The sequence below is a fragment of the Microbacterium sp. LWH11-1.2 genome, from assembly GCF_038397745.1.
Lineage (GTDB): Bacteria > Actinomycetota > Actinomycetes > Actinomycetales > Microbacteriaceae > Microbacterium.
Genome location: NZ_CP151636.1, coordinates 2,943,021 through 2,964,262, shown reverse-complemented (window position 1 = coordinate 2,964,262; position 21,242 = coordinate 2,943,021). Strand labels below are relative to the sequence as shown.

The window sequence follows — 21,242 nt, the reverse complement described above, 5'->3', positions numbered from 1 at the left end:
CTCAGCGGGCGAAGGCTCCGAGCCGGATCAGCGGAACCTGACGCTCTTCGGGCGTGAGCCCGCCGTGCTGTCCGACCATCCCGCGGCCGCGCTGATCCGCCGCCGTCCCGTCGTACAGGGCGCCCGCACCGCGTGGCACGACCAGCAGGTCGCCGATCCGTGATGACGCCGCAACGCTGACCGTCGGGCCGAACAGACCGTGTCCGATCGCCTCGTCGCGCGTGATGACATCGGCCGCGCCGTCCAGATCGGCGCGCCAGCGCGCGGTGACCGCGGCGCGTTCGGCATCCGGTTCCAGGTAGACGTGCAGCATCCGCGGCTCTCCCCCCACGTGGCGGATGCCGACGAGATGCTCCTCCTCGAGAACGATCTGACGATTCGCCGGGACATCGACCATCCCGTGGTCGGAGGTGACCAGCACCCCGACGCCCGCCGGTGCACGCACAGCGAGAGCCGCGTCGATGTCCTCCAGCGCGGTCACCCATTCGGGCGAGTCGACGCCGTGCTTGTGCCCGGCCTTGTCGACCTCCGGCAGGTAGCAGTACACGAGGGACCCCGGATGCCGCTGCGCGAGGTCGTAGGCGGTCGCCACGCGATCCGCAGGAGTCGTGGCGGAGACGAACTCGGCGCCGCGCAGTGTGGCCCTGGTGAAGCCGCTGCGGGCGTAGGCCGCGACCCCCACCGCGAAGCTCCCGTGTCCTCGCGCGGCCGCGCGCTCGAAGATCGTCTCCGCGGGCTGCCAGACCAGCGGGTCGATCCCGTCGGTCTCCCAGCCGCTCAGCTGATTGACCAGCACGTCACGGCTCGGATCGAGCACGCGGTACCCGACGAGACCGTGCTCGCCCGGCCACGCCCCCGTGACGATGCTCGTGAGCGCCGCGGCCGTCGTCGAGGGGAAGACCGAGTGCGCGACGTCGCGCTTCGCCATGCCCGACGTCAGCGCCCTGGCGTGGCCGGCGTGCGCGCGGAGGCTGATCGCGCCGAGGCCGTCGATCACGACGAGCACCACGGAGTCCGCGCGCGGCAGCAGGTCGGATTCGCCGCGCAGCGCGGCGAACAGGTCGCCCGCCACCCCGACGATGCTCCGGGCTCCGGGCGACTCGGACGGTAGCATGAAGGACATCCGAGCCAGTCTGACACAGGCTCCTCTACGCCCCCAGGAAGTCCATGCCGAAAACCCCGCCGCCCGAGCCCGTCGAGGAACGCATCCAGGACATCGACCTCGGAAGCGAGATGCAGGGCTCGTTCCTCGAGTACGCGTACTCGGTGATCTACTCGCGCGCCCTGCCCGACGCGCGCGACGGTCTGAAGCCCGTGCAGCGCCGCATCCTGTACCAGATGGCCGAGATGGGCCTGCGTCCCGATCGCGGCCACGTCAAGAGCGCCCGTGTCGTCGGCGAGGTCATGGGAAAGCTGCACCCCCACGGCGACACCGCGATCTACGACGCCCTCGTGCGGCTCGCCCAGGAGTGGGCGCTGCGCGTGCCGCTGGTCGACGGGCACGGCAACTTCGGCTCGCTCGACGACGGCCCGGCCGCCGCGCGATACACCGAGGCCCGCCTCGCAGCCCCCGCGATGGCTCTGACCGAGAACCTCGACGAGGACGTCGTCGACTTCATCCCGAACTACGACGGGCAGTTCCAGCAGCCGGCGGTGCTGCCGGCGGCCTTCCCGAACCTCCTCGTCAACGGCGCCAGCGGCATCGCCGTCGGCATGGCGACCAACATGGCGCCGCACAACCTCATCGAGGTCGTCGCCGCCGCGACGCACCTGCTCGAGAACCCGGATGCCACCACCGAGGAGCTCATGGAGTTCGTCCCGGGTCCGGACTTCCCGTCCGGCGGCATCCTGATGGGCCTCGACGGCGTCAAGGACGCGTACACGAACGGCCGAGGCGCGCTCAAGGTGCGCGGCAAGGTCTCGGTCGAGCCGCTCGGTCCGCGGCGGACCGGCATCATCGTCTCGGAGCTGCCCTACATGGTCGGCCCGGAGCGCCTCATCGAGAAGATCCGCGACGCGGTCCAGGCGAAGAAGCTGCAGGGGATCAGCGACGTCACCGACCTCACCGACCGCAACCACGGACTGCGCGTCGCGATCGGCATCAAGACCGGCTTCGACCCCAACGCCGTCCTCGATCAGCTCTACCGGCTGACGCCGCTGGAGGACTCCTTCAGCATCAACAACGTCGCCCTCGTCGACGGGCAGCCGCGCACGCTCGGCCTCAAGGAGATGCTGAGCGTCTACGTCGGGCACCGTCTCGAGGTCATCACGCGTCGCAGCCGCTACCGTCTGGCGCGCCGCGAGGAGCGACTGCACCTGGTCGAGGGACTTCTCATCGCGATCCTCGACATCGACGAGGTCATCCAGGTCATCCGCTCGTCCGACGACTCCGAGCAGGCCCGCACCCGGCTGCGCTCGGTGTTCGATCTGAGCGAGCTGCAGGCGGAGTACATCCTCGAGCTGCGCCTGCGTCGACTCACCAAGTTCTCCCGCATCGAGCTGGAGGCGGAGCGGGACTCCCTGCTCGCGGAGATCGCCGCGCTGCGCGAACTGCTGGAGAGCCCGGTGCTCCTCCGAGCGGTCGTCGCCCGGGAGCTCGATGCCGCCGCCGATGCCTACGGCACCCCGCGTCGCACCCTCCTCATGAACGCCGCTCCCCCGAAGCCGCGCGCCACGAAGGGATCGGTCGATCTGCAGATCGCCGACGCCCCGACCGTGCTCGTGCTCTCCACGACCGGCCGCGCCGTGCGCGTCGATCTCGTCGAGGGGCAGGAGCTGAGTGTTCCGGCCCGTCGGAGCAAGCACGACGCGATCCTGACGACCGTCGAGACGACGGTGCGCGCGGAGCTCGGCGCGCTGACCAGCGCAGGGCGTGTCATGCGCTTCTCCCCCGTCGACCTGCCGTCCGTGCCGGCGACATCGGTGCAGCTCGCGGCGGGGACGCCTCTGCGCGACTATCTCGGCCTCCTGTCGAAGAACGAGCGGATCATCGGCTTCGTGCGCTTCGACAGCGAGACGCCGATCGCGCTCGGCACGGCTCAGGGCACCGTGAAGCGGATCGTCCCGGCATCCCTCCCGGTCCGCCCGGAGCTCGAGGTCATCGGCATGAAGCCCGGTGACACGGTGGTCGGTGCGGCGGAGGCAGCGGACGATGCCGAGCTCGTCTTCGTGACGACCGATGCGCAGCTGCTGCACTTCGCGGCGTCCTCGGTCCGTCCGCAGGGTGCCCCTGCCGGCGGAATGGCGGGCGTCAAGCTCTCCGCCGGTGCCTCCGTCCTCTTCTTCGGCGTGGTCGCCGCGGGCTCCGACGCGGTCGTCGCGACGGTCTCGGGCGGCGACAGCATCCTGCCGGGCACCGACCCCGGTCGGGCCAAGGTCTCGGCGTTCACCGAGTACCCGGCGAAGGGACGCGCGACCGGCGGCGTTCGGGCGCACTCGTTCCTGAAGGGCGAGGACCGTCTCACGGTCGCCTGGGTCGGGCCGAACCCCGCGCAGGCCGTCGACCCGACCGGCGCGGTGCGCAAGCTCCCCGAGCCCGGCGCACGTCGTGACGCCTCCGGTCAGCCGATCGACGGGGTCATCGGCAGCATCGGCCGCACGATCGTCTGACCGATGGGCGACGCCCTCGGCATCAGAGACGCAGCGCGAGCACGTTCGCGGTGAGCCCGGCGGCGGTTCCGCAGAGGATCACGATGTCGCCGGCGCCCACACGGCCCGCCTCGAGAGCCCGGGTCAGCATGAACGGCACCGAGGCCGACACCATGTTCCCGAACGCGGCGACCTCGTCGACGCGGCGCTCCGCCGGGATGCCGAGACGGTCGAGCATGGGTCCGAGCGCGGCAGAGGCCTGATGCGGGACCCACAGCGCCACGTCGTCGTAATCGATGCCATGGCGTTCGTGGAACCGCTCGAAGAATCCCGGCAGGACGCGCATCATGCCCAGGAGCGCACGACGGCCGTCCATGTCGAAGAGGTAGTCGCCGGGGTCGGCCTCCGCATAGAGCTGCGCCGGTGAGCGCGACAGCCCGCCACGGATCTCCGTATCGTGCGCATAGGCGGGCCAGGTCTGCTGAGCACTGGCGATCACGCCCCGCGACGGGTCGTCCGATCGGCGCAGCACGACGGCCGCGGCGGCATCGCTGAACAGCTCGTAACTCTCGCGCTGGGCGGGATTCAGGAACCGTGTCCCGACGTCTCCCGAGAACACGAGGATCGTGTCGTGATCGCCGGAGTCGAGGTACCGCGACGCGATGTCGAGCGCCGTGATGAAGCTGGTGCAGGTCGAATTCACATCGAACGCCGCCGCATGCCCCTCGAGAGTCAGCCTCTCGAGGACCAGTGCCGCCGTGCACGGGATGGGCTGGATACCCGCCGCCGACGCCCCGAGGACGAGATCCACGTCCTCGATGCCGATGCCGGCGCGAGCCAGCGCCCGCTCGCACGCGCCGGCCAGCATGTCCAGATGCGACACGTCCTCCGCGATGCGATAGCGCACCTCGTCGCCGAAGCGCACGGTCTGCTGCGGCAGCACGCTGCCCCAGCCGACGATCTCACAGCTCCTCATCGGCATCCCCCCTCCAGGTCCGCGCCACTCGGCGCAGCTTCACCGATCCGTCCCGCCTGTACGGCAGGAAGACGATCTCCGGCCGTTCGCAGCCCAGCCGCTCGGCGAGGGCCTGCACCTCGGCGGTGACGCTGCCCGTCGTCCGATCATCGAGCACGTCCAGGGAGATCTCGAGGAGCGACGCGTTCGTCTGCACCACCCGATACTCGTCGAAGCCCTCGGCATAGAGCAGCGCGCGCGACATCACGTCGGCGAACACGGGGACGCGGCGGCCGTCGTGCCCGCGGAACACCAGAGTGTCCCCCTCCCGTCCCTCGATGCGCTCGATCGCCGCGAGGGCGCTCCCGCACGGACACGGCTCGGTGCGGGCACGGAGCACGTCGCCGAGACGGTAGCGCACGATCGGCTGCGCGCGGCGGCGGAGATCCGTGACGATCGGCGTGAACCGCCGGTCGTCGAGCTGCTCGCGCTCGACGAGGACGCTGTCCTCGTTCAGGTGGATCACGCCCGCCTCGCAGGTGTGCGCGAGGAAGCCCTCGGTGCACTGATAGAGCTGGTGGATCCTCGGCTGGCGCAGCGACGTGGCGATGCGCGCCTCGTCCGCGATCTCGAGCACCTCGGCGACCGCGTACACCTTCTGCGGAACGGTCCCGAAGCGATCGGCATCCGCCGCACGGGCGATCAGGCGGAGGACAGACGGCGGTGCGACGAGGATGGTCGGCCGGAAGGCCTCGAGGCGGCGGATGTTCTCCTCCATGTCGGCGTACACGTCGAAGTAGGAGAACGACACCGCCTTCGAGCCGACCGATTCGTACAGGCTGTTGTCGGCGCGCAGGAAGAGCGCGATGCGATGGCCCGTGAGTCGTCCACGCGGCAGCGTGCGCGCGAGCACGGTGCCGACCCAGGCGTCCCGCTCCCTGGGGCTGACGATGAAGAGTCCACGGTGTCCGCTGGTGCCGCTGGAGAGGCCGACCGAGTTCTCCCCCAGGTCGGCGTCGAACTCGCGGGACCGCTCGTTCGCGATGGCCAGGGCCAGCGCCTCGTCGCGCTGCACGCCGACCGTGTTGATCTCGTCGAAGCGACCCATCATCACGCTCTTGTCCATGAGCGGGAGCTGCGCGAAGGAGTGCGTCTCGAGCAGTCGTCCGAAGTACGGCGATCGGCGGCGCAGGAAACGCAGATGACGCCGTAGGAGCCTCTCCTGGCGCCGTTCGACCGCGGCGCGCGTGCGCAGACGGCGCACCCACCGCACAGCGACGAACTCCCGCAGGATGCGCACCGTCGACATCAGTCCAGCAGCTCCTTCGCGCCGAGGGGGTCGTGGCTGCAGACGATGCGGATGCCGGCGGCGGACGCATCCTCCAGCAGTGCCGCCGTGCGGCGATAGGCGCGGTGATCGTGCTGCACGGCTCGAGGGATCGTGCGGAGGTCGGCGGTCGCCCCGAGCAGGTCTCGCCCCCAGGCGGCATCGCCGGCGAGCAGGACGCGCCCGTCCACCAGGGCGCCGATGTGCCCGTCCGCGTGTCCGGGGAGATCTACGACGAGATAGGAGCCGTCTCCGAAGAGGTCGGCGCCCCGCAGCGCGATGCCGCCGACGTGCCGCGCGGGGAAGTCGGCGTCGTCGAGGACGATCCGCGTCGCATCGTCGAACCACTCCGGGAGCAGTCCGGTGAGGATGCCGGTACGCAGCCGCGGCGCCGCCAACGACCTGCGGTGCCCGGCGGTGATCACGAACGTCGCGCCCGGGAATCGCCGGATCCCGCCGATGTGATCGGGGTGCAGGTGGGAGAGCACGACGTGGGTGACGGATGACGGATCGACGCCGTCGTCGGCCAGCTGTCGAGCGATGTCGTCGTCGGGTGCGACCTGGGGCGGGAGCAGACGGCGGTACGCGGCGCCCCGCCACCCGGTGTCCCATGCTCCCGGCGCATAGCCCGTGTCGAAGAGGACGCGGCGACCCTCCGGTCCGTCGAAGAGGAAGACACCGGAGGGGAACTCGCGCGACTCGTGCGCGCCGCCGCGGAACATGGCGGAGAGGTCGTGCGCCGTGCTCCCGCAGACGTAGTGCCGCAGCCGCGCGCTCATGCGTGCGCCCTCTGATCGGCCGCCGCACGGGCGAGCGCCTCGTCGAGCGAGACGAGCGGTCGGTAGCCGAGCTCGGCCTTCGCCCGCGTCAGATCAAGCGTCTGCGAGTACGCGATCGTGCTGAGCGTGTAGCGGGTGAGCGGCGGTTCCGGGCGACCCGGCACCACCCGGAAGACGGCCTCGAGGACCGCCGCCAGTCCCCACGCGAACCGTCTGCTCATGGGGCGCATCCGGGGCGTCTCCCCCACGAGCCGCAGCAGTTCGGCGAGCAGGTCGCGGAACGGACGAGGATCGTCGTTGCTGATGTTGTACACGCCGCCCGTGGGATCGCCGGCGTCGAGCGCGAGCCGGAGGGCGGTCGCCACGTTCTCGACAGCCGTGACGTCGATCAGGTTCCCTCCCCCGTCGAACAGAGGGATCCCGACACGACGATGCACCTCGAGCAGACGCGGGACCAGGCTCGGGTCGCCGGCGCCGATGAGCCCCCGGGGTCGCACGATCACGAGCTCGGGGAACGCGGCCGCGCGGCGAGCATCCTGGAGAAGGCCCTCGGCGGCGATCTTCGAGCGGATGTATCCGTTGAGGCGGTTGCCGGGGTCCACATCGTCCTCGCGGATGGCGAGGCGATCGCGCGGCGCCGCGTAGACGCTCGGCGAGGAGACGTGCACGATGCGGCGCACGCCGTTGCGGCGGGCGAACTCGACGACGTGCGCCGTGCCCTCGATGTTCGCCTCGCGGAACGCTTTCCACGGCCCCCAGGGCGTCGAGAGGGCGGCGCAGTGGATCACCGCGTCGATCGGGAGCTCCGCAGACGCGAGAGACGCCAGATCGCCGATGACGCGGTGCTCCCCGTCGGCGACCGCGGCGAGGGCGGCAGCATCGCGTCCGGCGGCGAACACCTCGAACCCGTGTGCCCGCAGATCACGCACGACGTGACCGCCGAGGAACCCGCTCGCCCCCGTCACCAGCACACGGCCTCCGGACATGCTCCTCACCATAGCGGCCCTAGTCTGAGGGGGTGCGCATCGCCATGGTCACCGACTACTACCTGCCGACGCTCGGCGGGGTGCAGACGGTGATCAAGGCGCACCGGGAGGAGCTGGAGCGGGACGGACACGACGTCCTGGTCTTCGCCCCGCTCTCCGCGCCGAGCTCCGATCCCGCCGTCGTCCGGCTTCCGACCGCCCGGGGCTTCGCCCCCGACGGCTACCCGTTCACCTGGACGCCCTCGGGCGCCGCCGCGTTCCTGCAGGACGAGCTGCGCCGCCGCGCGGTCGACGTCGTGCACGTGCACACCGAGATGTTCGCCGCGCTGGCGGGGTTCGAGGCCGCCAGGGCGTCGGGCATCCCGATCGTGCAGACCATGCACGGCCGGATCGACGTCTACACGCGCTCGGTCCTCCCGCTGCCGAGCGTGACCACGGCGCTGCTGGCCGGGATGCACCGCCGGCGGATGAGCCACGAGCGTGCGCGGGTCGACGTCACGTCCTCGTACACCCGCACGCGGACGGCCCGGCGGATGTGGCGGCTCATGGTCAGTCAGGCGAACCATGCCGATCGGGTGATCGTTCCGTCCGCGCATTTCGCGGAGAAGCTCCTCGCCCAGGGCGTCGACACCCCGATCACGGTCCTGTCGAACGGCCTCGAGGCGTCCGTGCTCGACGACATCGGCGAGCCCGTCGCGCGCACGGTCGCCCCGGGCGAGCATCTGCAGGTCATGTGGTGCGGACGGCTGTCACCCGAGAAGCGCCCCGAGGTCTTCCTCGACGCCGTCGCCCGGGTGCCGGGCGTCGTGGCGCACCTGTACGGCGACGGGATCTCCCGAGGTGCGGTGTCGCGGTGGGCGGCCGGCGGCGCCGACGGTCGCGTCCACGTGCACGGCCCGGTCCCGCAGTCCGAGGTCCTCGCGGCGATGCGTCGGGCGCACGTCCTGGTCTCGAGCTCGCTCGACTTCGACAACCAGCCGATGGTGCTGCTCGAGGCGATCGCCTCCGGTCTTCCCGTGATCGTCACCGATCCCGATCTGGCGGAGACCCTGCCGCCGGGCGGCGGGATCGTGACGCCGACTCCGGATGCCGCGGGCCTCGCCGTCGCCCTGGCAAGGCTGCGCGACGATCCCGCCGAGGTGACCAGGCTCAGCGCCGCCGCCGTCGCGCATCGCCCGCAGGTCGCGCAGACCACGCATCGCGCCGCACTCGTCGGCGTCTACGAGGCAGCCCTCGCGACGGTCCGCTGACGCGATCAGGCGTCGATGGCCTCGCGCGACAGACGCCCGGAGGAATCGATGATGAACTCGCGGCGCGGGGCGACCTCGTTGCCCATGAGCAGCTCGAAGACGCGACCGGCCGCCTCGGCATCCTCCATCCGCACCCGGCGCAGCAGGCGCCCCGAACGATCCATGGTCGTGTTGGCCAACTGCTCGGCATCCATCTCGCCGAGGCCCTTGTAGCGCTGGATCGGCTCGTGCCAGCGCTTGCCCGACTTGCGGAGCTTCGCCAACAGCGCGTGCATCTCCTGCTCGCTGTACGTGTAGATCGTCTCGTTCGGCTTCGAGCCCGGGTTCATCACGATCACGCGGTGCAGCGGCGGCACGGCGGCGAACACGCGACCATCCTCGATCAGCGGACGCATGTACCGGAAGAACAGCGTCAGAAGGAGAGTCCGGATGTGCGCACCGTCGACGTCGGCGTCGCTCATCAGGATCACCTTGCCGTACCGCGCGGCGTCGATGTCGAACGTGCGGCCGGAGCCGGCTCCGATCACCTGGATGATCGATGCGCACTCGGCGTTCGACAGCATGTCGCTGACCGAGGCCTTCTGCACGTTGAGGATCTTGCCGCGGATCGGCAGCAGCGCCTGGAACTCGCTGTTGCGGGCGTTCTTGGCGGTGCCGAGCGCCGAGTCGCCCTCCACGATGAAGAGCTCGCTGCGCTCGACCTCGTTGGTGCGGCAGTCGACGAGCTTGGTCGGCAGCGTGGAGGACTCCAGAGCGTTCTTCCGACGCTGCGTCTCCTTGTGCGCACGCGCCGAGACGCGCGCCTTCATCTCGGAGACGATCTTGTCGAGCAGCTGCGACGCCTGGTTCTTGTCGTCGCGCTTGGTCGAGGTGAAGCGCTGCGCGAGATCCTTGCGGAGCACCTGCGCGACGATCTGCCGCACGGCGGGCGTCCCGAGCACCTCTTTCGTCTGGCCCTCGAACTGCGGCTCGGGCACGTTGACCGTGAGCACGGCGGTGAGACCCGCGAGCACGTCGTCCTTCTCGAGCTTGTCGTTGCCGACCTTGAGCCGGCGGGCGTTCTGCTCGACCTGCGCGCGCAGAGCCTTCAGGAGCTCCTGCTCGAAGCCCTGCTGGTGCGTGCCGCCCTTGGGCGTCGCGATGATGTTGACGAAGGATCGCACCGTGGTGTCGTAGCCGGTGCCCCAGCGCAGCGCGATGTCGACGGCGCAGACCCGCTCCACCTCGGTGGCGATCATGTGGCCGTCGGCCTGCAGCACGGGGACGGTCTCCTTGAAGGTGCCCTCCCCCTGGATGCGCCAGTTGTCGGTGACAGGAGGATCGGTCGCGAGATAGTCGACGAACTCGGAGATGCCGCCCTCGTAGCGGTAGGAGATCTCGCGCGGCACCTCGTCGACGACGGCGGCCAGCACGCCTTCTTCGGATGCCGGGGCGGCCTGGGGTCCGCGATCGCGGTCGTCGCGGACCAGGATCTCGAGTCCGGGCACGAGGAACGCCGTCTGACGAGCGCGCGTCTCGAGGTCCTTCAGCTGGAAGGCGGCATCCTTCGTGAAGATCTGCCGGTCGGCCCAGTACCTGATCCGGGTGCCGGTCACGCCCCGGGGAGCCTTGCCGATGACGCGCAGCTCGCTCTTGTCCTCGAAGGGACGGAAGGGGGCGTCGGGCCGCTTCTCGCCCGTGTCTGTGAAGATCCCGGGTTCACCGCGGTGGAACGACATCGCGTAGACCTTGCCGCCGCGGTCCACCTCGACGTCGAGCCGCTCGGAGAGCGCGTTCACGACGGAGGCTCCGACTCCGTGCAGACCGCCCGACGCCGCGTACGAGCCGCCGCCGAACTTCCCGCCGGCGTGCAGCTTGGTGAAGACCACCTCGACACCGCTCAGACCGGTGCGCGGCTCGATGTCGACCGGGATGCCTCGACCCTTGTCGTGGACCTCGACGCTGCCGTCGTCGTGCAGGATGATGTCGATCTTGTCGCCGTTGCCTGCGACGGCTTCGTCGACGGCGTTGTCGATGACTTCCCAGAGGCAGTGCATGAGCCCGGGCGATCCGTTCGACCCGATGTACATGCCTGGGCGCTTGCGGACAGCCTCGAGCCCCTCAAGCACCTGGAGATGATGGGCGGAATACTCGGCGGTCACAATCTCCGAGTCTATTCTCGCCACCCCGCTTCGGCCGGCAGACACTCCCCAGCGGGATCCACCCCGCGCGGATCGCGTACGCGCTGAGCGAAACACGCCGTGATCCGGGCATGCCCACAGGTGCAGCGTGGTTGTATTGAGCACGACCCACAGCGAGGCCGACACCCGAGGAGGCACCGAGATGAATGCAACGACCGAACGTGAGGCTTCCGCCATCGAGTTCCGCCTGACCGCCATGGATCGCTGCGATTCATGCGGCGCTCAGGCCTACATCGCCGCAGAGGTCAACGGATCCGAGCTCCTGTTCTGCGCCCACCACGGCCGCAAGTACGAAGAGAAGCTCCGCAGCATCGCCACCAGCTGGCACGACGAGAGCGCTCGCCTCGTCGAGACCGTCTGACGCAGGCTGCTCACCGGCTCCGGCCGACTTCGGACTCCGGGTCGCGCTCTCGCGCGGTCCGGAGTCTTTCTCATTCCCGGACGATCCGGCGCACGCGAGGGGTCAACCGGGTGAGGATCTCCTCGCCGACGGTGTCGATCCGCTCCGCCAGGGTGGTCGCGCTGACCTCACCGGACTCCCCCGCGCCGAACAGCATGACCTCGTCGCCGACGCGCATCCCCGGCCACCCGTCGACGACCGATGTCGTCTGACCGATCACGCGGAGGGTGCGCGTGCCGCCCGGCGTGCCGACCGGCATCCCGGACAGCGTGGACGGCAGACCGTCGAAGCTCCCGATCGCGATCACCGCGGTGTCCTCGACGACGTCCTCGACGAGCGCGCTCAGCGATGCGACCGGCCGGACGCCATCGAGATCGGGCCCGTCCGCGGAGCGGATGCCGTAGCAGAACGCCCCGATGCGCGACACGCTTCCGCGAAGCTCCGGACGCCACCACGACGCGGCCGATGCCGTGAGGTGCAGGAGCGCCGGTGCGGCTCCGGATTCGCCGGCGATGCGCACGGCATCCAGGAAGACGGCCTGCGCCTCATCGTCCTCCGTGTCGCTCGCCTCGGCGATGTGGCTCCACACGCCGAGGAGTTCGAGATGCCCGAGCCGCTCCGCCGCGCGTGCTTCCGCGACCGCGGCGGGCCACTCCTCCGGCAGCACGCCGTTCCGATGCAGTCCGGTGTCGATCTTGAGGTGCACACGTGCGGATGCGCCGAGGACAGCGGCACGGGCGATGACGCGCTCGAGATACTCCGTCGTGCCGACGCCGAGGTCGATGTCGTGCGCCAGCGCCTCGTCGATCTCGTCATCCGTCGACGTCGCCCAGGCGAAGATGCGCACGTCGCCGCCGGCGATGCGACGCACCTCCAGACCGCTGCGGATGTCGTAGCTGCCGAACCACCGGACGCCGGTCTGCACGGCGGTCTCGACGGCCCAGCGCAAGCCATGCCCGTAGGCGTCGTCTTTCAGGACCAGCATGAGCGTCGACGGCTCGATGCGGGCTCGGACGGCTTCGATGTTCGCGCGGAACGCCGCGCTGCTGATCCGCAGCTCCGGGCGGGTCACGCCTCCCACCCCCGAGCGGCGTGGGCACCGGCGACGGTGACGAGCTCGGCGACGGACATCGCGGTGATCTGCGCCCATCGGCTCAGCGCGGACGCCGCCGATCCGGTTCCGCCGAAGTACGTGACCTCGGTGCCGGACGCGACGTCGTGCCCTTCGAGGTCGATGACGCACACGTCCATCGCGACACGACCGACGATCGGGCGGGCGATGCCCTCGACATCGACGTGCGCCTGATTCCCGAGCGCGCGGACGATGCCCTGCGCGTACCCGCCGGTCACGAGCGCCACCGTGGTGTCCGCCGGCGCGCGATACGTGTAGCCGTAGGACACGGCGTCGCCTTCGCACAGGCGCTTGGTGGACAGGATCCGACCGGTGAGCCGCATGACCGGTTGCAGGGTCGTGGTCCCGCCATCGTCGGGAAGTCCGTAGAGCAGATGAGGATCGAGGTCCGCAGCTCCCGACGTCACGGCGTCGATCCCCTCGGGGCGCAGCGCGTCGACCTCGCCCTGCGAGTCGACGAGCACCCGCTCGGCGCCGGCGGCGGCGACCGCCTGCGCAACCGACAGCACCCCGTGTCCCCAGGCATCCCGCCGCAGGTCGGCCGTCCGTCCGCCCGCACGCACGGCAGCGGATGCCGCTGCCGTCAGTGCCGAGCGGGAGATCACGGCACGCGGCAGGGCGCTGGAAGTCGTCTCACACACGCGTTCCAGCCTAGCTTCCGGGTTCGTCGGGTATGTCTGCCGCAGGAACGCAGGAGGCCCGGATGCCGAGCATCCGGGCCTCCTGCATGGGTGGGTCCTGCCTCGATCGACGGGGTCCTGCCTCGATCGTGGGCCCCTGAGCGTGTCGAAGGGATCAGACCTCGCGGACGATCCCGAGCGGCGTGGACTCGCGGCCCTGTCCGAGCGGGTTGTCTCCGAGGATCTTGACGAGACGGCGCTCGCCGTTCCTGTCGAGCGTGGACCCGAGGATGTTGCCGCCGAGGTCGTTGATGTCGACCACGGCCACCTCGAGATCGCCGCCGAGCAGCGCCTTCAGGTGCGCCGCGACACCGCGCGGATCCTTCGGACCGAGCACGACCGCCTCGTTGTACGGCGGGATCGTGTGGCTGGTCGGACCGTCGATGGCCCTGGCCTTGTCGCCGGCGATCCGGTAGAAGTCTCCGCGACGACCGAACGCCTTGGTCACGGCGGCGACCGCCGAGGCGACCAGGATGCGCGGCGTGCCGCACTCGCGCAGCGCCATCTCCATCGTCTCGGGCATGCCGAGTCCGATGCCGTACGGCGTGCGGGTCACGTACTTCGACAGGAAGAGCGCGAGCTTGCGCGGCTTGATCTCGTCGAGACGGTACGACCGGCCCTGAGTGATGGCGACGATCTTCTCCGTCACGAAGAGCAGGTCGCCAGGACGCACCGCGTCCTTCGCGTACTCCGTGATGACGGCGTCGAGGTCGTCATTCGGCATGACGACACGGGTGCGCAGCGGAATCCGCGCGAAGCTCTTTCCATCGACGCTGGTCTCCAGCGCCTTGCCCTCGTTCGCCTGCATCACTCGAGGTAGTCCCGCAGCGACTGCGAACGGCTCGGATGCCGCAGCTTCGCCATCGTCTTCGACTCGATCTGACGGATCCGCTCGCGGGTCACGCCGAAGGTGTCGCCGATCTGGTCGAGCGTCTTGGGCTGGCCGTCGCCGAGGCCGAAGCGCATCCGGATCACGCCGGCCTCGCGCTCGGACAGCGAGTCGAGCAGCTGCTCGAGCTGACGCTGCAGCATGGTGAAGCCCACGGCGTCAGCCGGGACGACCGCCTCGGTGTCCTCGATGAGGTCACCGAACTCGCTGTCGCCGTCCTCGCCGAGCGGGGTGTGCAGCGAGATCGGCTCGCGACCGTACTTCTGCACCTCCACGACCTTCTCCGGCGTCATGTCCAGCTCGCGGCTGAGCTCTTCCGGAGTGGGTTCGCGACCGAGGTCCTGCAGCATCTGCCGCTGCACGCGGGCGAGCTTGTTGATGACCTCGACCATGTGCACCGGGATGCGGATGGTGCGGGCCTGGTCGGCCATGGCGCGCGTGATCGCCTGACGGATCCACCAGGTGGCGTAGGTCGAGAACTTGAAGCCCTTGGTGTAGTCGAACTTCTCGACCGCGCGGATGAGACCGAGGTTGCCCTCCTGGATCAGGTCCAGGAACTGCATGCCGCGGCCGGTGTAGCGCTTCGCGAGCGAGACCACGAGGCGGAGGTTTGCGCCGAGCAGGTGACTCTTGGCGCGCTGGCCGTCGCGGGCGACCCACTGCAGGTCGAGCCCGAGCTGACCGGTCTTCTCCGCGGCGGTCATCGCCGAGAGCTTCTCCTCGGCGAAGAGGCCCGCTTCGATCCGCATCGCGAGCTCGACCTCTTCGGCCGCGTTCAGCAGCGCGACCTTTCCGATCTGCTTCAGGTAGTCCTTGACCGGGTCGGCGGTCGCGCCGGTGATCTGCGTCGAGTAGACCGGGACGTCCTCGTCGTCGTTCGACGAGATGACGATCGCGCCGGTCGGCAGCGGCTCGGTGAACTTGGGCTTGGAGTCGTCTTCGTCGTCGTCGCCGTCCTCGGCAGCGCCGACAGCGGGAGCCTCGTCTTCTTCGACGACGTCATCCGACTTCTTCTTCTTCACGGGGGCGCGCTTGGCAGCCGCACGCTTCGCTGCGCTCAGCGGCGCGGGCTTCTCAGGAGCGTCGACCTCGACCTCGGCGTCGACGGCGGTCTCTTCGGCCTTCTTCGTCGTCCGTGTTTTCTTCGTCGTGGCAGGAGTCACGTTTCGCCTTTCACGGGGCTGCGGGACCGCCCCGGGACATTTCGGACACTAGTAAGACCCTTGTCAAGTCCGGCGTTCGAAAACGCCGATTGACAACGGGTCAGAGTCCTAGTATCGCATACGTGTGGCGATGCGGATGCATTCCGGCGAAGTTCACGCCGATTCGTCTCAGCCGCGACCGGGCTTGTCGTCGTCACCTGAGGGACGAGACGCGAGATAGCGCTCCAATTCGGCCGCCAGCTCGTCGGCGCTCGGCAGATCGCGTTCGCTGAAGCCGCCCTCGTCGTATGTGTCGTCGTCCGGGTTGCGACCCGCCATGTAGGCGTCGTAGCGCCGCTCGAGGTTGTGCACCATCTGCTGCAGCTCCTCGTTCCCCGCGACCTGCTCGTCGACGCGGGTGAAGTAGTCCTCCCGGCGATCCTGCACGGCGTCGACCAGGAAGACGAGTCCGGTGGACGCCATCAGCTTGTCCGCGGCGGCGATCACGGCATCCGGGTTCTCCGTCTCGGCGAGGTAGTGCGGGACCAGCAGCACGAAGCCGACGGCGCGGTGTCCGCTCTCGACGAAGCGGAACTCCAGGAGGTGACCGGCGGTCGCCGGGACCTGCGTGCGCGGGCGCCAGACGGAGTGCGCGACCGTGAGCTCACGACGATTGCCGCTGACGGTGGTCCCGATCGGACGCGTGTGCGGAACCGGCATCGCGATCGAGTGCACCCAGTTGAGTCCGGACACCTCGAACTCGGCGGCGAGGTCGAGGACCGTCTCCGCGAAGGCGTTCCAGGCGAAGTCCGGCTCGTAGCCCGCGAGCAGCAGGAAGGGCTGACCGAGCGCGTCGGTCGCGAGCGAGAGCTCGAGCCGGGACGGACGGAACTCCGTGAGATGGTCCTGATCGAAGGAGATCACCGGACGACGCGCACGGTAGTCGAGGAGCGCGTCGTTGTCGAAGACGACGACGGGCTCCGGCGACGCGGTCTCGCGCAGGTGGTCGATGAGACCGGACACCGCGCTCCCGGCGTCGGTGAACCCGGTCAGGAGGACGACCAGGGGCAGGCCGTGGGGCACCGCCGGCGCATTCGCGACGCGTTCGTGGATCTCACCGGAGAAGGGCATGCCTCCATGCTACGAGCAGGTCCGGATGCCCGGGCTGGGCTCATCATGCTGAGAGCGAACACGCGGACGGGCCCCGCGCACCCGGGCAGCGGCGAGGATCCTAGGATGGAGGCATGACGCTTCCCGTGCTCTCGCACACCACCGATCAGTTCCCCGGAAGCGCTGCAGATGCCGCAGTGCTCGTCGTCCCCGATCTCTCCGAATCGGCCGAGTCGCTGGCTGCCTACCCCGGCCTCGCCGACGCGCTCGCCGGAATCGGGTTCACCGGATCCGCTTCCTCCTACGCGCGCGTGTACGCACCCGAGGTCACATCGCTGCCGTTCGCCGTGGTCGGAACGGGCGCCGCCTCGAGCGACACCGCGGTGCGCAACGCCGTCGGTGCCGCGTTGCGCTCGCTCACCGGCTTCGAGAACGTGGCTGTCGGACTCGCCGCAGGACTCGAGCCGTTCGCCGCCGCGGCCGCCGAGGGCGCCGTGCTCGGCGGGTACCGCTTCGACACCTACCGGTCCGAGAAGGGCAAGTCCCGCGCTGCTGCGGTCCTGCTGCACGCCGACATCGACGACGCGTCGATCGCGAAGGCGCAGGCGACCGGCGAGGCCGTGGCGCTGATCAAGGACCTCGTGAACGTGCCTGCCGAGTGGCAGAGTCCCGCGCAGCTCGCCCAGAGCGCAGCGGACAGCGTCGCCGACCTCGACGTCTCGGTCGAGATCCTCGACGAGACCGCGCTCGCTGAGCAGGGCTTCGGCGGCATCCTGGGCGTCGCGCAGGGCTCAGACCGCCCGCCGCGCCTGGTCCGACTCGACTACTCCCCCGCCGAGGCGACACGCCATATCGCCCTCGTGGGCAAGGGCATCACGTTCGACACCGGCGGACTCTCCCTGAAGCCCGCGGCCTCGATGGTAGGGATGAAGTTCGACATGGCGGGCGCTGCCACGAGCCTCGCCGCCCTCCGCGCGATCGCGACGCTGGCACTCCCGGTCCGGGTCACGGCGTGGCTCGCGATCACCGACAACATGCCGTCCGGTCGCGCTCTCCGCCCCGGCGACGTCGTCCGCATCCTCGACGGCACGACGGTCGAGGTGCTCAACACCGACGCCGAGGGCCGGCTCGTCCTCGCCGACGGACTCGTCGCGGCGAGCCGCGAGCACCCGGACGTGATCGTCGACGTGGCCACGCTCACCGGCGCCATCGTCGCGGCACTCGGCCACCGCCACACCGGAGTGTTCGGCGATGACGACACGGTCGCCGAGCTCCTCGCCGCAGCCGAGCAGGCCGATGAGCTCGCCTGGCACATGCCGCTGCCGTCGTACATGGAGGACTCGATGGAGTCTCCGATCGCCGACCTCCAGAACGTGAACATGAGCGATCGCATGGGCGGAGCCTCGTACGCCGGGCTCTTCCTGCGCCGCTTCGTCGGGCGCACCTCGGACGCGGAGGACGCACCCCGCATCCCCTGGGTGCACCTCGACATCGCGGGTTCCGGCGAGCACGCCGGCGCCGCATACGGCTTCACCGAGAAGGGCCCCACCGGAGCGATGGTCCGAACGATCATCGCGCTGGCCGCAGCATCCCACAAGGAGGCATGACACATGACAACCCACACCTTCGACATCGTCGTCCTGGGCGGCGGAAGCGGCGGCTACGCCGCGGCGCTCCGAGCCAGCGAACTCGGCAAGTCGGTCGCCCTCATCGAGAAGGACAAGGTCGGCGGCACCTGCCTGCACCGCGGCTGCATCCCGACGAAGGCGCTGCTGCACGCGGCCGAGGTGGCCGAGCACGTGCGGGACGCGGCACACGTCGGCGTGACGGCGACGCTGGAGGGCATCGACCCGGCAGGCGTCCGCGCGTACCGCGAGGGCATCGTCGCGAAGAAGTTCAAGGGCCTCGAGGGGCTCGTCAAGGCGCGTGGCATCACCACCGTGGCCGGACTCGGCCGCCTCAACGCGGACCGCAGCATCAGCGTCGGCGATGACGTGTACGTCGGCAGCGACGTCATCCTCGCCACCGGCTCGTACAGCCGATCGCTGCCCGGCCTCGAGATCGGCGGCCGCATCCTCACGAGCGAGCAGGCTCTCGCTCTCGACGTCATCCCGGAGCGGGTCCTCGTCCTCGGCGGCGGCGTGATCGGCGTGGAGTTCGCCAGCGTCTGGCGCTCCTTCGGCACCGAGGTCACGATCATCGAGGCGCTGCCGCACCTCGTCCCGAACGAGGACATCGCCCTCAGCAAGGGTCTCGAGCGCGCCTTCCGCCGTCGCGGGATCCAGTACTCGCTCGGCGTGCGCTTCCAGACCGCCTCGCAGGACGAGACCTCGGTCACGGTCACGCTGGAAGACGGCAAGGAGTTCACCGCCGACTACCTTCTCGTGGCCGTCGGACGCGGACCCGTCACCGCGGACCTCGGGTTCGAGGAGGCCGGCGTGAAGCTCGACCGCGGGTTCGTGACCGTCGACCAGGATCTTCGCACCGGCGTTCCCGGCGTCTGGGCCGTGGGGGACATCGTCCCCGGTCTCCAGCTCGCCCATCGCGGCTTCCAGCAGGGCATCGCCGTCGCCGAGCGCATCGCCGGTCTCTCGCCGGTCAACATCCCCGACGCCCAGATCCCCAAGGTCACCTACTCGAGCCCCGAGGTCGCCTCCGTCGGTGTGACCGAGGATGCCGCGATCGCCGAGCACGGCGCTGACGCGGTCGTCGCCTACGAGTACAACCTCGCCGGCAACGGCAAGAGCGAGATCATCGGGACCAGCGGACTGGTCAAGGTCGTCCGCCTCAAGGACGGGCCCGTCGTCGGCGTCCACCTGCTCGGCGACCGTGTCGGCGAGCTCATCACCGAGGGGCAGCTCGCCGTCGCCTGGGAAGCGCACCCGGAGGACATCGCTCCGCTGATCCATGCGCACCCCACGCAGAGCGAAGCCCTCGGCGAAGCCTTCCTCGCACTGGCCGGAAAGCCGCTGCACGCCCTCTGAGCACCAACCGGTGCCCGAGTCACTAAGCTAGATACGCGTCATACAACTTCTTGAAGGAGACTCAGTCATGAGCACATCCGTGGTCCTCCCCGCTCTCGGTGAGAGCGTCACAGAGGGTACGGTCACCCGCTGGCTCAAGCAGGTGGGCGACACCGTTCAGGCGGATGAGGGCCTGCTCGAGATCTCGACCGACAAGGTCGACACCGAGATCCCGTCCCCCGTCAGCGGTGTGATCGAGGAGATCCTCGTGGCCGAGGACGAGACCGTCGAGGTCGGCGCCCTGCTTGCGCGCATCGGCGACGGCAGCGCTGCGGCCCCGGCCGCGGATGCTCCGACCGAAGCCGCTCCCGCGGAAGCAGAAGCCGCACCTGCGGAAGCCGCTCCGGCAGCTGAGGCTCCCGTCGCCGAGGTAGCACCGGCAGCCGAGCCTGCTCCCGCTGCAGAGGCCGCGCCTGCCGCTGCACCCTCCGGCGACGCGAAGGACATCGTCCTCCCCGAACTCGGCGAGAGCGTGACCGAGGGCACCGTGACGCGCTGGCTGAAGCAGGTCGGCGACACCGTCGAGGTCGATGAGGCTCTCCTCGAGATCTCGACGGACAAGGTCGACACCGAGATCCCCTCGCCGGTCGCCGGCGTGCTGCAGGAGATCGTCGCCGCTGAAGACGAGACCGTCGCCGTCGGCGCCGTTCTCGCTCGCGTCGGTTCGGGCGCTGCACCCGCCGCTCCGGCACCGGCTGCTGAGGCACCGGCTGCTCCTGCCGCTGAGGCACCGGTGGCTCAGGCCCCCGCAGCCGAGGCCGCGCCGGCACCGGTCGCTCCCGCACCCGCTGCGGCACCCGCTGAGCCGGCACCTGCTGCCGCATCCGCACCCGCTGCTCCGGCAGCCGAGCCTGACGCGCCGAAGCTCAGCCTGCCGACCGAGAACGACAACCTCTACGTCACACCGCTGGTTCGCCGCCTGGCCGCCCAGCAGGGCGTCGACCTGGCGTCGGTCACCGGCACCGGCGTCGGCGGTCGCATCCGCAAGGAAGACGTTCTGAAGGCGGCAGAGACCGCTGCTGCCCCGGCCGCGGCCGCTCCGGCAGCTGCCGCTCCGGCACCGCTCGAGGTCTCGCCGCTGCGCGGAACCACGCAGCCGATGTCTCGCCTGCGCAAGGTTCTCGCGAAGCGCGCGGTGGAGTCCATGCAGCAGACGGCGCAGCTGACGACGGTCGTCGAGGTCGATGTCACGGCCCTCGCGGACTACCGCGACAGCGTGAAGGCCTCCTTCCTGGAGCAGACCGGCGACAAGCTGTCCTTCCTCCCGTTCTTCGCTCTCGCGACCGCTGAGGCCCTACAGGCCTTCCCCATCGTGAACGCGACGGTCGACGGCGAGAACATCGTCTACCCCGCGAGCGAGAACGTGTCGATCGCGGTCGACACCGAGCGCGGACTGCTCACGCCGGTGCTCCGTGACGCTGCGTCGAAGAACATCGCGCAGATCGCACACGAGATCGCCGATCTCGCCGCGCGCACGCGTGACAACAAGCTGAAGCCGGACGAGCTCGCGGGCGGCACCTTCACGCTGACGAACACGGGCTCGCGTGGCGCGCTGTTCGACACGCCCGTCGTGTTCCTCCCGCAGTCGGCCATCCTCGGAACCGGCACGGTCGTCAAGCGCCCGGGTCTGGTGAAGGTCGGCGGCGCTGACGCGATCGCGGTCCGCTCGTACGTCTACCTCGCGCTGTCGTACGATCACCGGATCATCGACGGCGCCGATGCCGCGCGCTTCCTCGGCGCGGTGAAGGCTCGCCTCGAGGCGGCTCAGTTCGCCGCACAGCTCGGAGCCTGACACTCCGCA

At 69.9% G+C, this 21,242-nt stretch carries 17 protein-coding genes; 6 read left to right on the top strand and 11 right to left on the bottom strand.

The window, feature by feature from the left end; genetic code table 11:
* Position 1: 1 nt before the first annotated feature.
* Entirely contained in the window at positions 2 to 1,123 is a 1,122-nt protein-coding gene (locus MRBLWH11_RS14370; RefSeq protein WP_165808036.1) for a nucleotide pyrophosphatase/phosphodiesterase family protein, read from the bottom strand.
* 44 nt (positions 1,124 to 1,167) lie between these two features.
* On the opposite strand from MRBLWH11_RS14370, the gene MRBLWH11_RS14365 reads away from it, so the two are divergent.
* Positions 1,168 to 3,609 carry a DNA topoisomerase IV subunit A gene (locus MRBLWH11_RS14365; protein ID WP_341945347.1) on the top strand — a complete coding sequence of 814 codons (2,442 nt, stop codon included), beginning with the start codon at positions 1,168 to 1,170 and terminating at the stop codon, positions 3,607 to 3,609.
* A 22-nt stretch (positions 3,610 to 3,631) separates the two neighbouring features.
* On the opposite strand, the gene MRBLWH11_RS14360 is transcribed toward MRBLWH11_RS14365, so the two are convergent.
* The 4 genes from MRBLWH11_RS14360 to MRBLWH11_RS14345 are packed head-to-tail and all read right to left on the bottom strand — an operon-like array spanning position 3,632 to position 7,635.
* Positions 3,632 to 4,564 carry a 3-oxoacyl-[acyl-carrier-protein] synthase III C-terminal domain-containing protein gene (locus MRBLWH11_RS14360; RefSeq protein ID WP_341945346.1) on the bottom strand — a complete coding sequence of 311 codons (933 nt, stop codon included), beginning with the start codon at positions 4,562 to 4,564 and terminating at the stop codon, positions 3,632 to 3,634.
* Positions 4,551 to 5,852 carry a F390 synthetase-related protein gene (locus MRBLWH11_RS14355; protein WP_341945345.1) on the bottom strand — a complete coding sequence of 434 codons (1,302 nt, stop codon included), beginning with the start codon at positions 5,850 to 5,852 and terminating at the stop codon, positions 4,551 to 4,553. Before MRBLWH11_RS14355 ends, MRBLWH11_RS14360 begins: the two co-directional genes overlap by 14 nt.
* Positions 5,852 to 6,649, bottom strand: coding sequence for an MBL fold metallo-hydrolase (locus MRBLWH11_RS14350; RefSeq protein WP_341945344.1), 798 nt, complete (start codon positions 6,647 to 6,649; stop codon positions 5,852 to 5,854). The genes MRBLWH11_RS14355 and MRBLWH11_RS14350 overlap by 1 nt, the downstream gene beginning before the upstream one ends.
* Positions 6,646 to 7,635, bottom strand: coding sequence for an NAD-dependent epimerase/dehydratase family protein (locus tag MRBLWH11_RS14345; protein ID WP_341945343.1), 990 nt, complete (start codon positions 7,633 to 7,635; stop codon positions 6,646 to 6,648). The genes MRBLWH11_RS14350 and MRBLWH11_RS14345 overlap by 4 nt, the downstream gene beginning before the upstream one ends.
* A 32-nt stretch (positions 7,636 to 7,667) precedes the next feature.
* On the opposite strand from MRBLWH11_RS14345, the gene MRBLWH11_RS14340 reads away from it, so the two are divergent.
* A complete protein-coding gene (locus MRBLWH11_RS14340; RefSeq protein WP_341945342.1) occupies positions 7,668 to 8,885 on the top strand; it encodes a glycosyltransferase in 1,218 nt (405 codons plus the stop codon).
* Between the two features lie 5 nt (positions 8,886 to 8,890).
* On the opposite strand, the gene MRBLWH11_RS14335 is transcribed toward MRBLWH11_RS14340, so the two are convergent.
* Entirely contained in the window at positions 8,891 to 11,026 is a 2,136-nt protein-coding gene (locus tag MRBLWH11_RS14335) for a DNA topoisomerase IV subunit B (protein WP_341945341.1), read from the bottom strand.
* Between the two features lie 181 nt (positions 11,027 to 11,207).
* On the opposite strand from MRBLWH11_RS14335, the gene MRBLWH11_RS14330 reads away from it, so the two are divergent.
* On the top strand, positions 11,208 to 11,426 hold the full coding sequence (locus MRBLWH11_RS14330; protein ID WP_116634856.1) for a hypothetical protein: 219 nt from the start codon (positions 11,208 to 11,210) through the stop codon (positions 11,424 to 11,426).
* A 70-nt stretch (positions 11,427 to 11,496) separates the two neighbouring features.
* Here MRBLWH11_RS14330 and MRBLWH11_RS14325 read toward each other — a convergent pair whose 3' ends face one another.
* From MRBLWH11_RS14325 to MRBLWH11_RS14305, 5 genes are all read right to left on the bottom strand, one after another.
* Positions 11,497 to 12,537, bottom strand: a complete 1,041-nt coding sequence (locus tag MRBLWH11_RS14325; protein WP_341945340.1) for an alanine racemase — start codon at positions 12,535 to 12,537, stop codon at positions 11,497 to 11,499.
* Positions 12,534 to 13,238, bottom strand: coding sequence for an alanine racemase C-terminal domain-containing protein (locus tag MRBLWH11_RS14320; RefSeq protein WP_341945339.1), 705 nt, complete (start codon positions 13,236 to 13,238; stop codon positions 12,534 to 12,536). Before MRBLWH11_RS14320 ends, MRBLWH11_RS14325 begins: the two co-directional genes overlap by 4 nt.
* Positions 13,239 to 13,392: 154 nt before the next feature.
* On the bottom strand, positions 13,393 to 14,085 hold the full coding sequence (locus MRBLWH11_RS14315; protein WP_207769933.1) for a coenzyme F420-0:L-glutamate ligase: 693 nt from the start codon (positions 14,083 to 14,085) through the stop codon (positions 13,393 to 13,395).
* Positions 14,085 to 15,329 (bottom strand): RNA polymerase sigma factor, encoded by a 1,245-nt coding sequence (locus tag MRBLWH11_RS14310; RefSeq protein ID WP_116634853.1) that lies wholly within the window; start codon positions 15,327 to 15,329, stop codon positions 14,085 to 14,087. Before MRBLWH11_RS14310 ends, MRBLWH11_RS14315 begins: the two co-directional genes overlap by 1 nt.
* Before the next feature lie 168 nt (positions 15,330 to 15,497).
* Positions 15,498 to 16,439, bottom strand: a complete 942-nt coding sequence (locus tag MRBLWH11_RS14305; RefSeq protein WP_116634852.1) for a PAC2 family protein — start codon at positions 16,437 to 16,439, stop codon at positions 15,498 to 15,500.
* A 113-nt stretch (positions 16,440 to 16,552) separates the two neighbouring features.
* Here MRBLWH11_RS14305 and MRBLWH11_RS14300 point away from each other — a divergent pair, with 113 nt between their 5' ends.
* The 3 genes from MRBLWH11_RS14300 to sucB all read left to right on the top strand — a co-directional run bounded on the left by MRBLWH11_RS14300 (position 16,553) and on the right by sucB (position 21,233).
* Positions 16,553 to 18,025, top strand: a complete 1,473-nt coding sequence (locus MRBLWH11_RS14300) for a leucyl aminopeptidase (protein WP_341945338.1) — start codon at positions 16,553 to 16,555, stop codon at positions 18,023 to 18,025.
* 3 nt (positions 18,026 to 18,028) lie between these two features.
* Positions 18,029 to 19,402 (top strand): dihydrolipoyl dehydrogenase, encoded by a 1,374-nt coding sequence (gene lpdA, locus MRBLWH11_RS14295; protein WP_341945337.1) that lies wholly within the window; start codon positions 18,029 to 18,031, stop codon positions 19,400 to 19,402.
* Positions 19,403 to 19,469: 67 nt separating this feature from the next.
* Positions 19,470 to 21,233, top strand: coding sequence for a 2-oxoglutarate dehydrogenase, E2 component, dihydrolipoamide succinyltransferase (sucB, locus tag MRBLWH11_RS14290; protein WP_341945336.1), 1,764 nt, complete (start codon positions 19,470 to 19,472; stop codon positions 21,231 to 21,233).
* Positions 21,234 to 21,242: the final 9 nt, after the last annotated feature.

What these genes read in the sequence shown, in the direction of transcription:
- MRBLWH11_RS14370 (WP_165808036.1), bottom strand. Translation starts at nt 1,123, where the DNA reads ATGTCCTTCATGCTACCGTCCGAGTCGCCCGGAGCCCGGAGCATCGTC.
- lpdA (WP_341945337.1), top strand. Translation starts at nt 18,029, where the DNA reads ATGACAACCCACACCTTCGACATCGTCGTCCTGGGCGGCGGAAGCGGC.
- MRBLWH11_RS14300 (WP_341945338.1), top strand. Translation starts at nt 16,553, where the DNA reads ATGACGCTTCCCGTGCTCTCGCACACCACCGATCAGTTCCCCGGAAGC.
- MRBLWH11_RS14350 (WP_341945344.1), bottom strand. Translation starts at nt 6,649, where the DNA reads ATGAGCGCGCGGCTGCGGCACTACGTCTGCGGGAGCACGGCGCACGAC.
- MRBLWH11_RS14315 (WP_207769933.1), bottom strand. Translation starts at nt 14,085, where the DNA reads ATGCAGGCGAACGAGGGCAAGGCGCTGGAGACCAGCGTCGATGGAAAG.
- MRBLWH11_RS14345 (WP_341945343.1), bottom strand. Translation starts at nt 7,635, where the DNA reads ATGTCCGGAGGCCGTGTGCTGGTGACGGGGGCGAGCGGGTTCCTCGGC.
- MRBLWH11_RS14365 (WP_341945347.1), top strand. Translation starts at nt 1,168, where the DNA reads ATGCCGAAAACCCCGCCGCCCGAGCCCGTCGAGGAACGCATCCAGGAC.
- MRBLWH11_RS14355 (WP_341945345.1), bottom strand. Translation starts at nt 5,852, where the DNA reads ATGTCGACGGTGCGCATCCTGCGGGAGTTCGTCGCTGTGCGGTGGGTG.
- sucB (WP_341945336.1), top strand. Translation starts at nt 19,470, where the DNA reads ATGAGCACATCCGTGGTCCTCCCCGCTCTCGGTGAGAGCGTCACAGAG.
- MRBLWH11_RS14305 (WP_116634852.1), bottom strand. Translation starts at nt 16,439, where the DNA reads ATGCCCTTCTCCGGTGAGATCCACGAACGCGTCGCGAATGCGCCGGCG.
- MRBLWH11_RS14330 (WP_116634856.1), top strand. Translation starts at nt 11,208, where the DNA reads ATGAATGCAACGACCGAACGTGAGGCTTCCGCCATCGAGTTCCGCCTG.
- MRBLWH11_RS14360 (WP_341945346.1), bottom strand. Translation starts at nt 4,564, where the DNA reads ATGAGGAGCTGTGAGATCGTCGGCTGGGGCAGCGTGCTGCCGCAGCAG.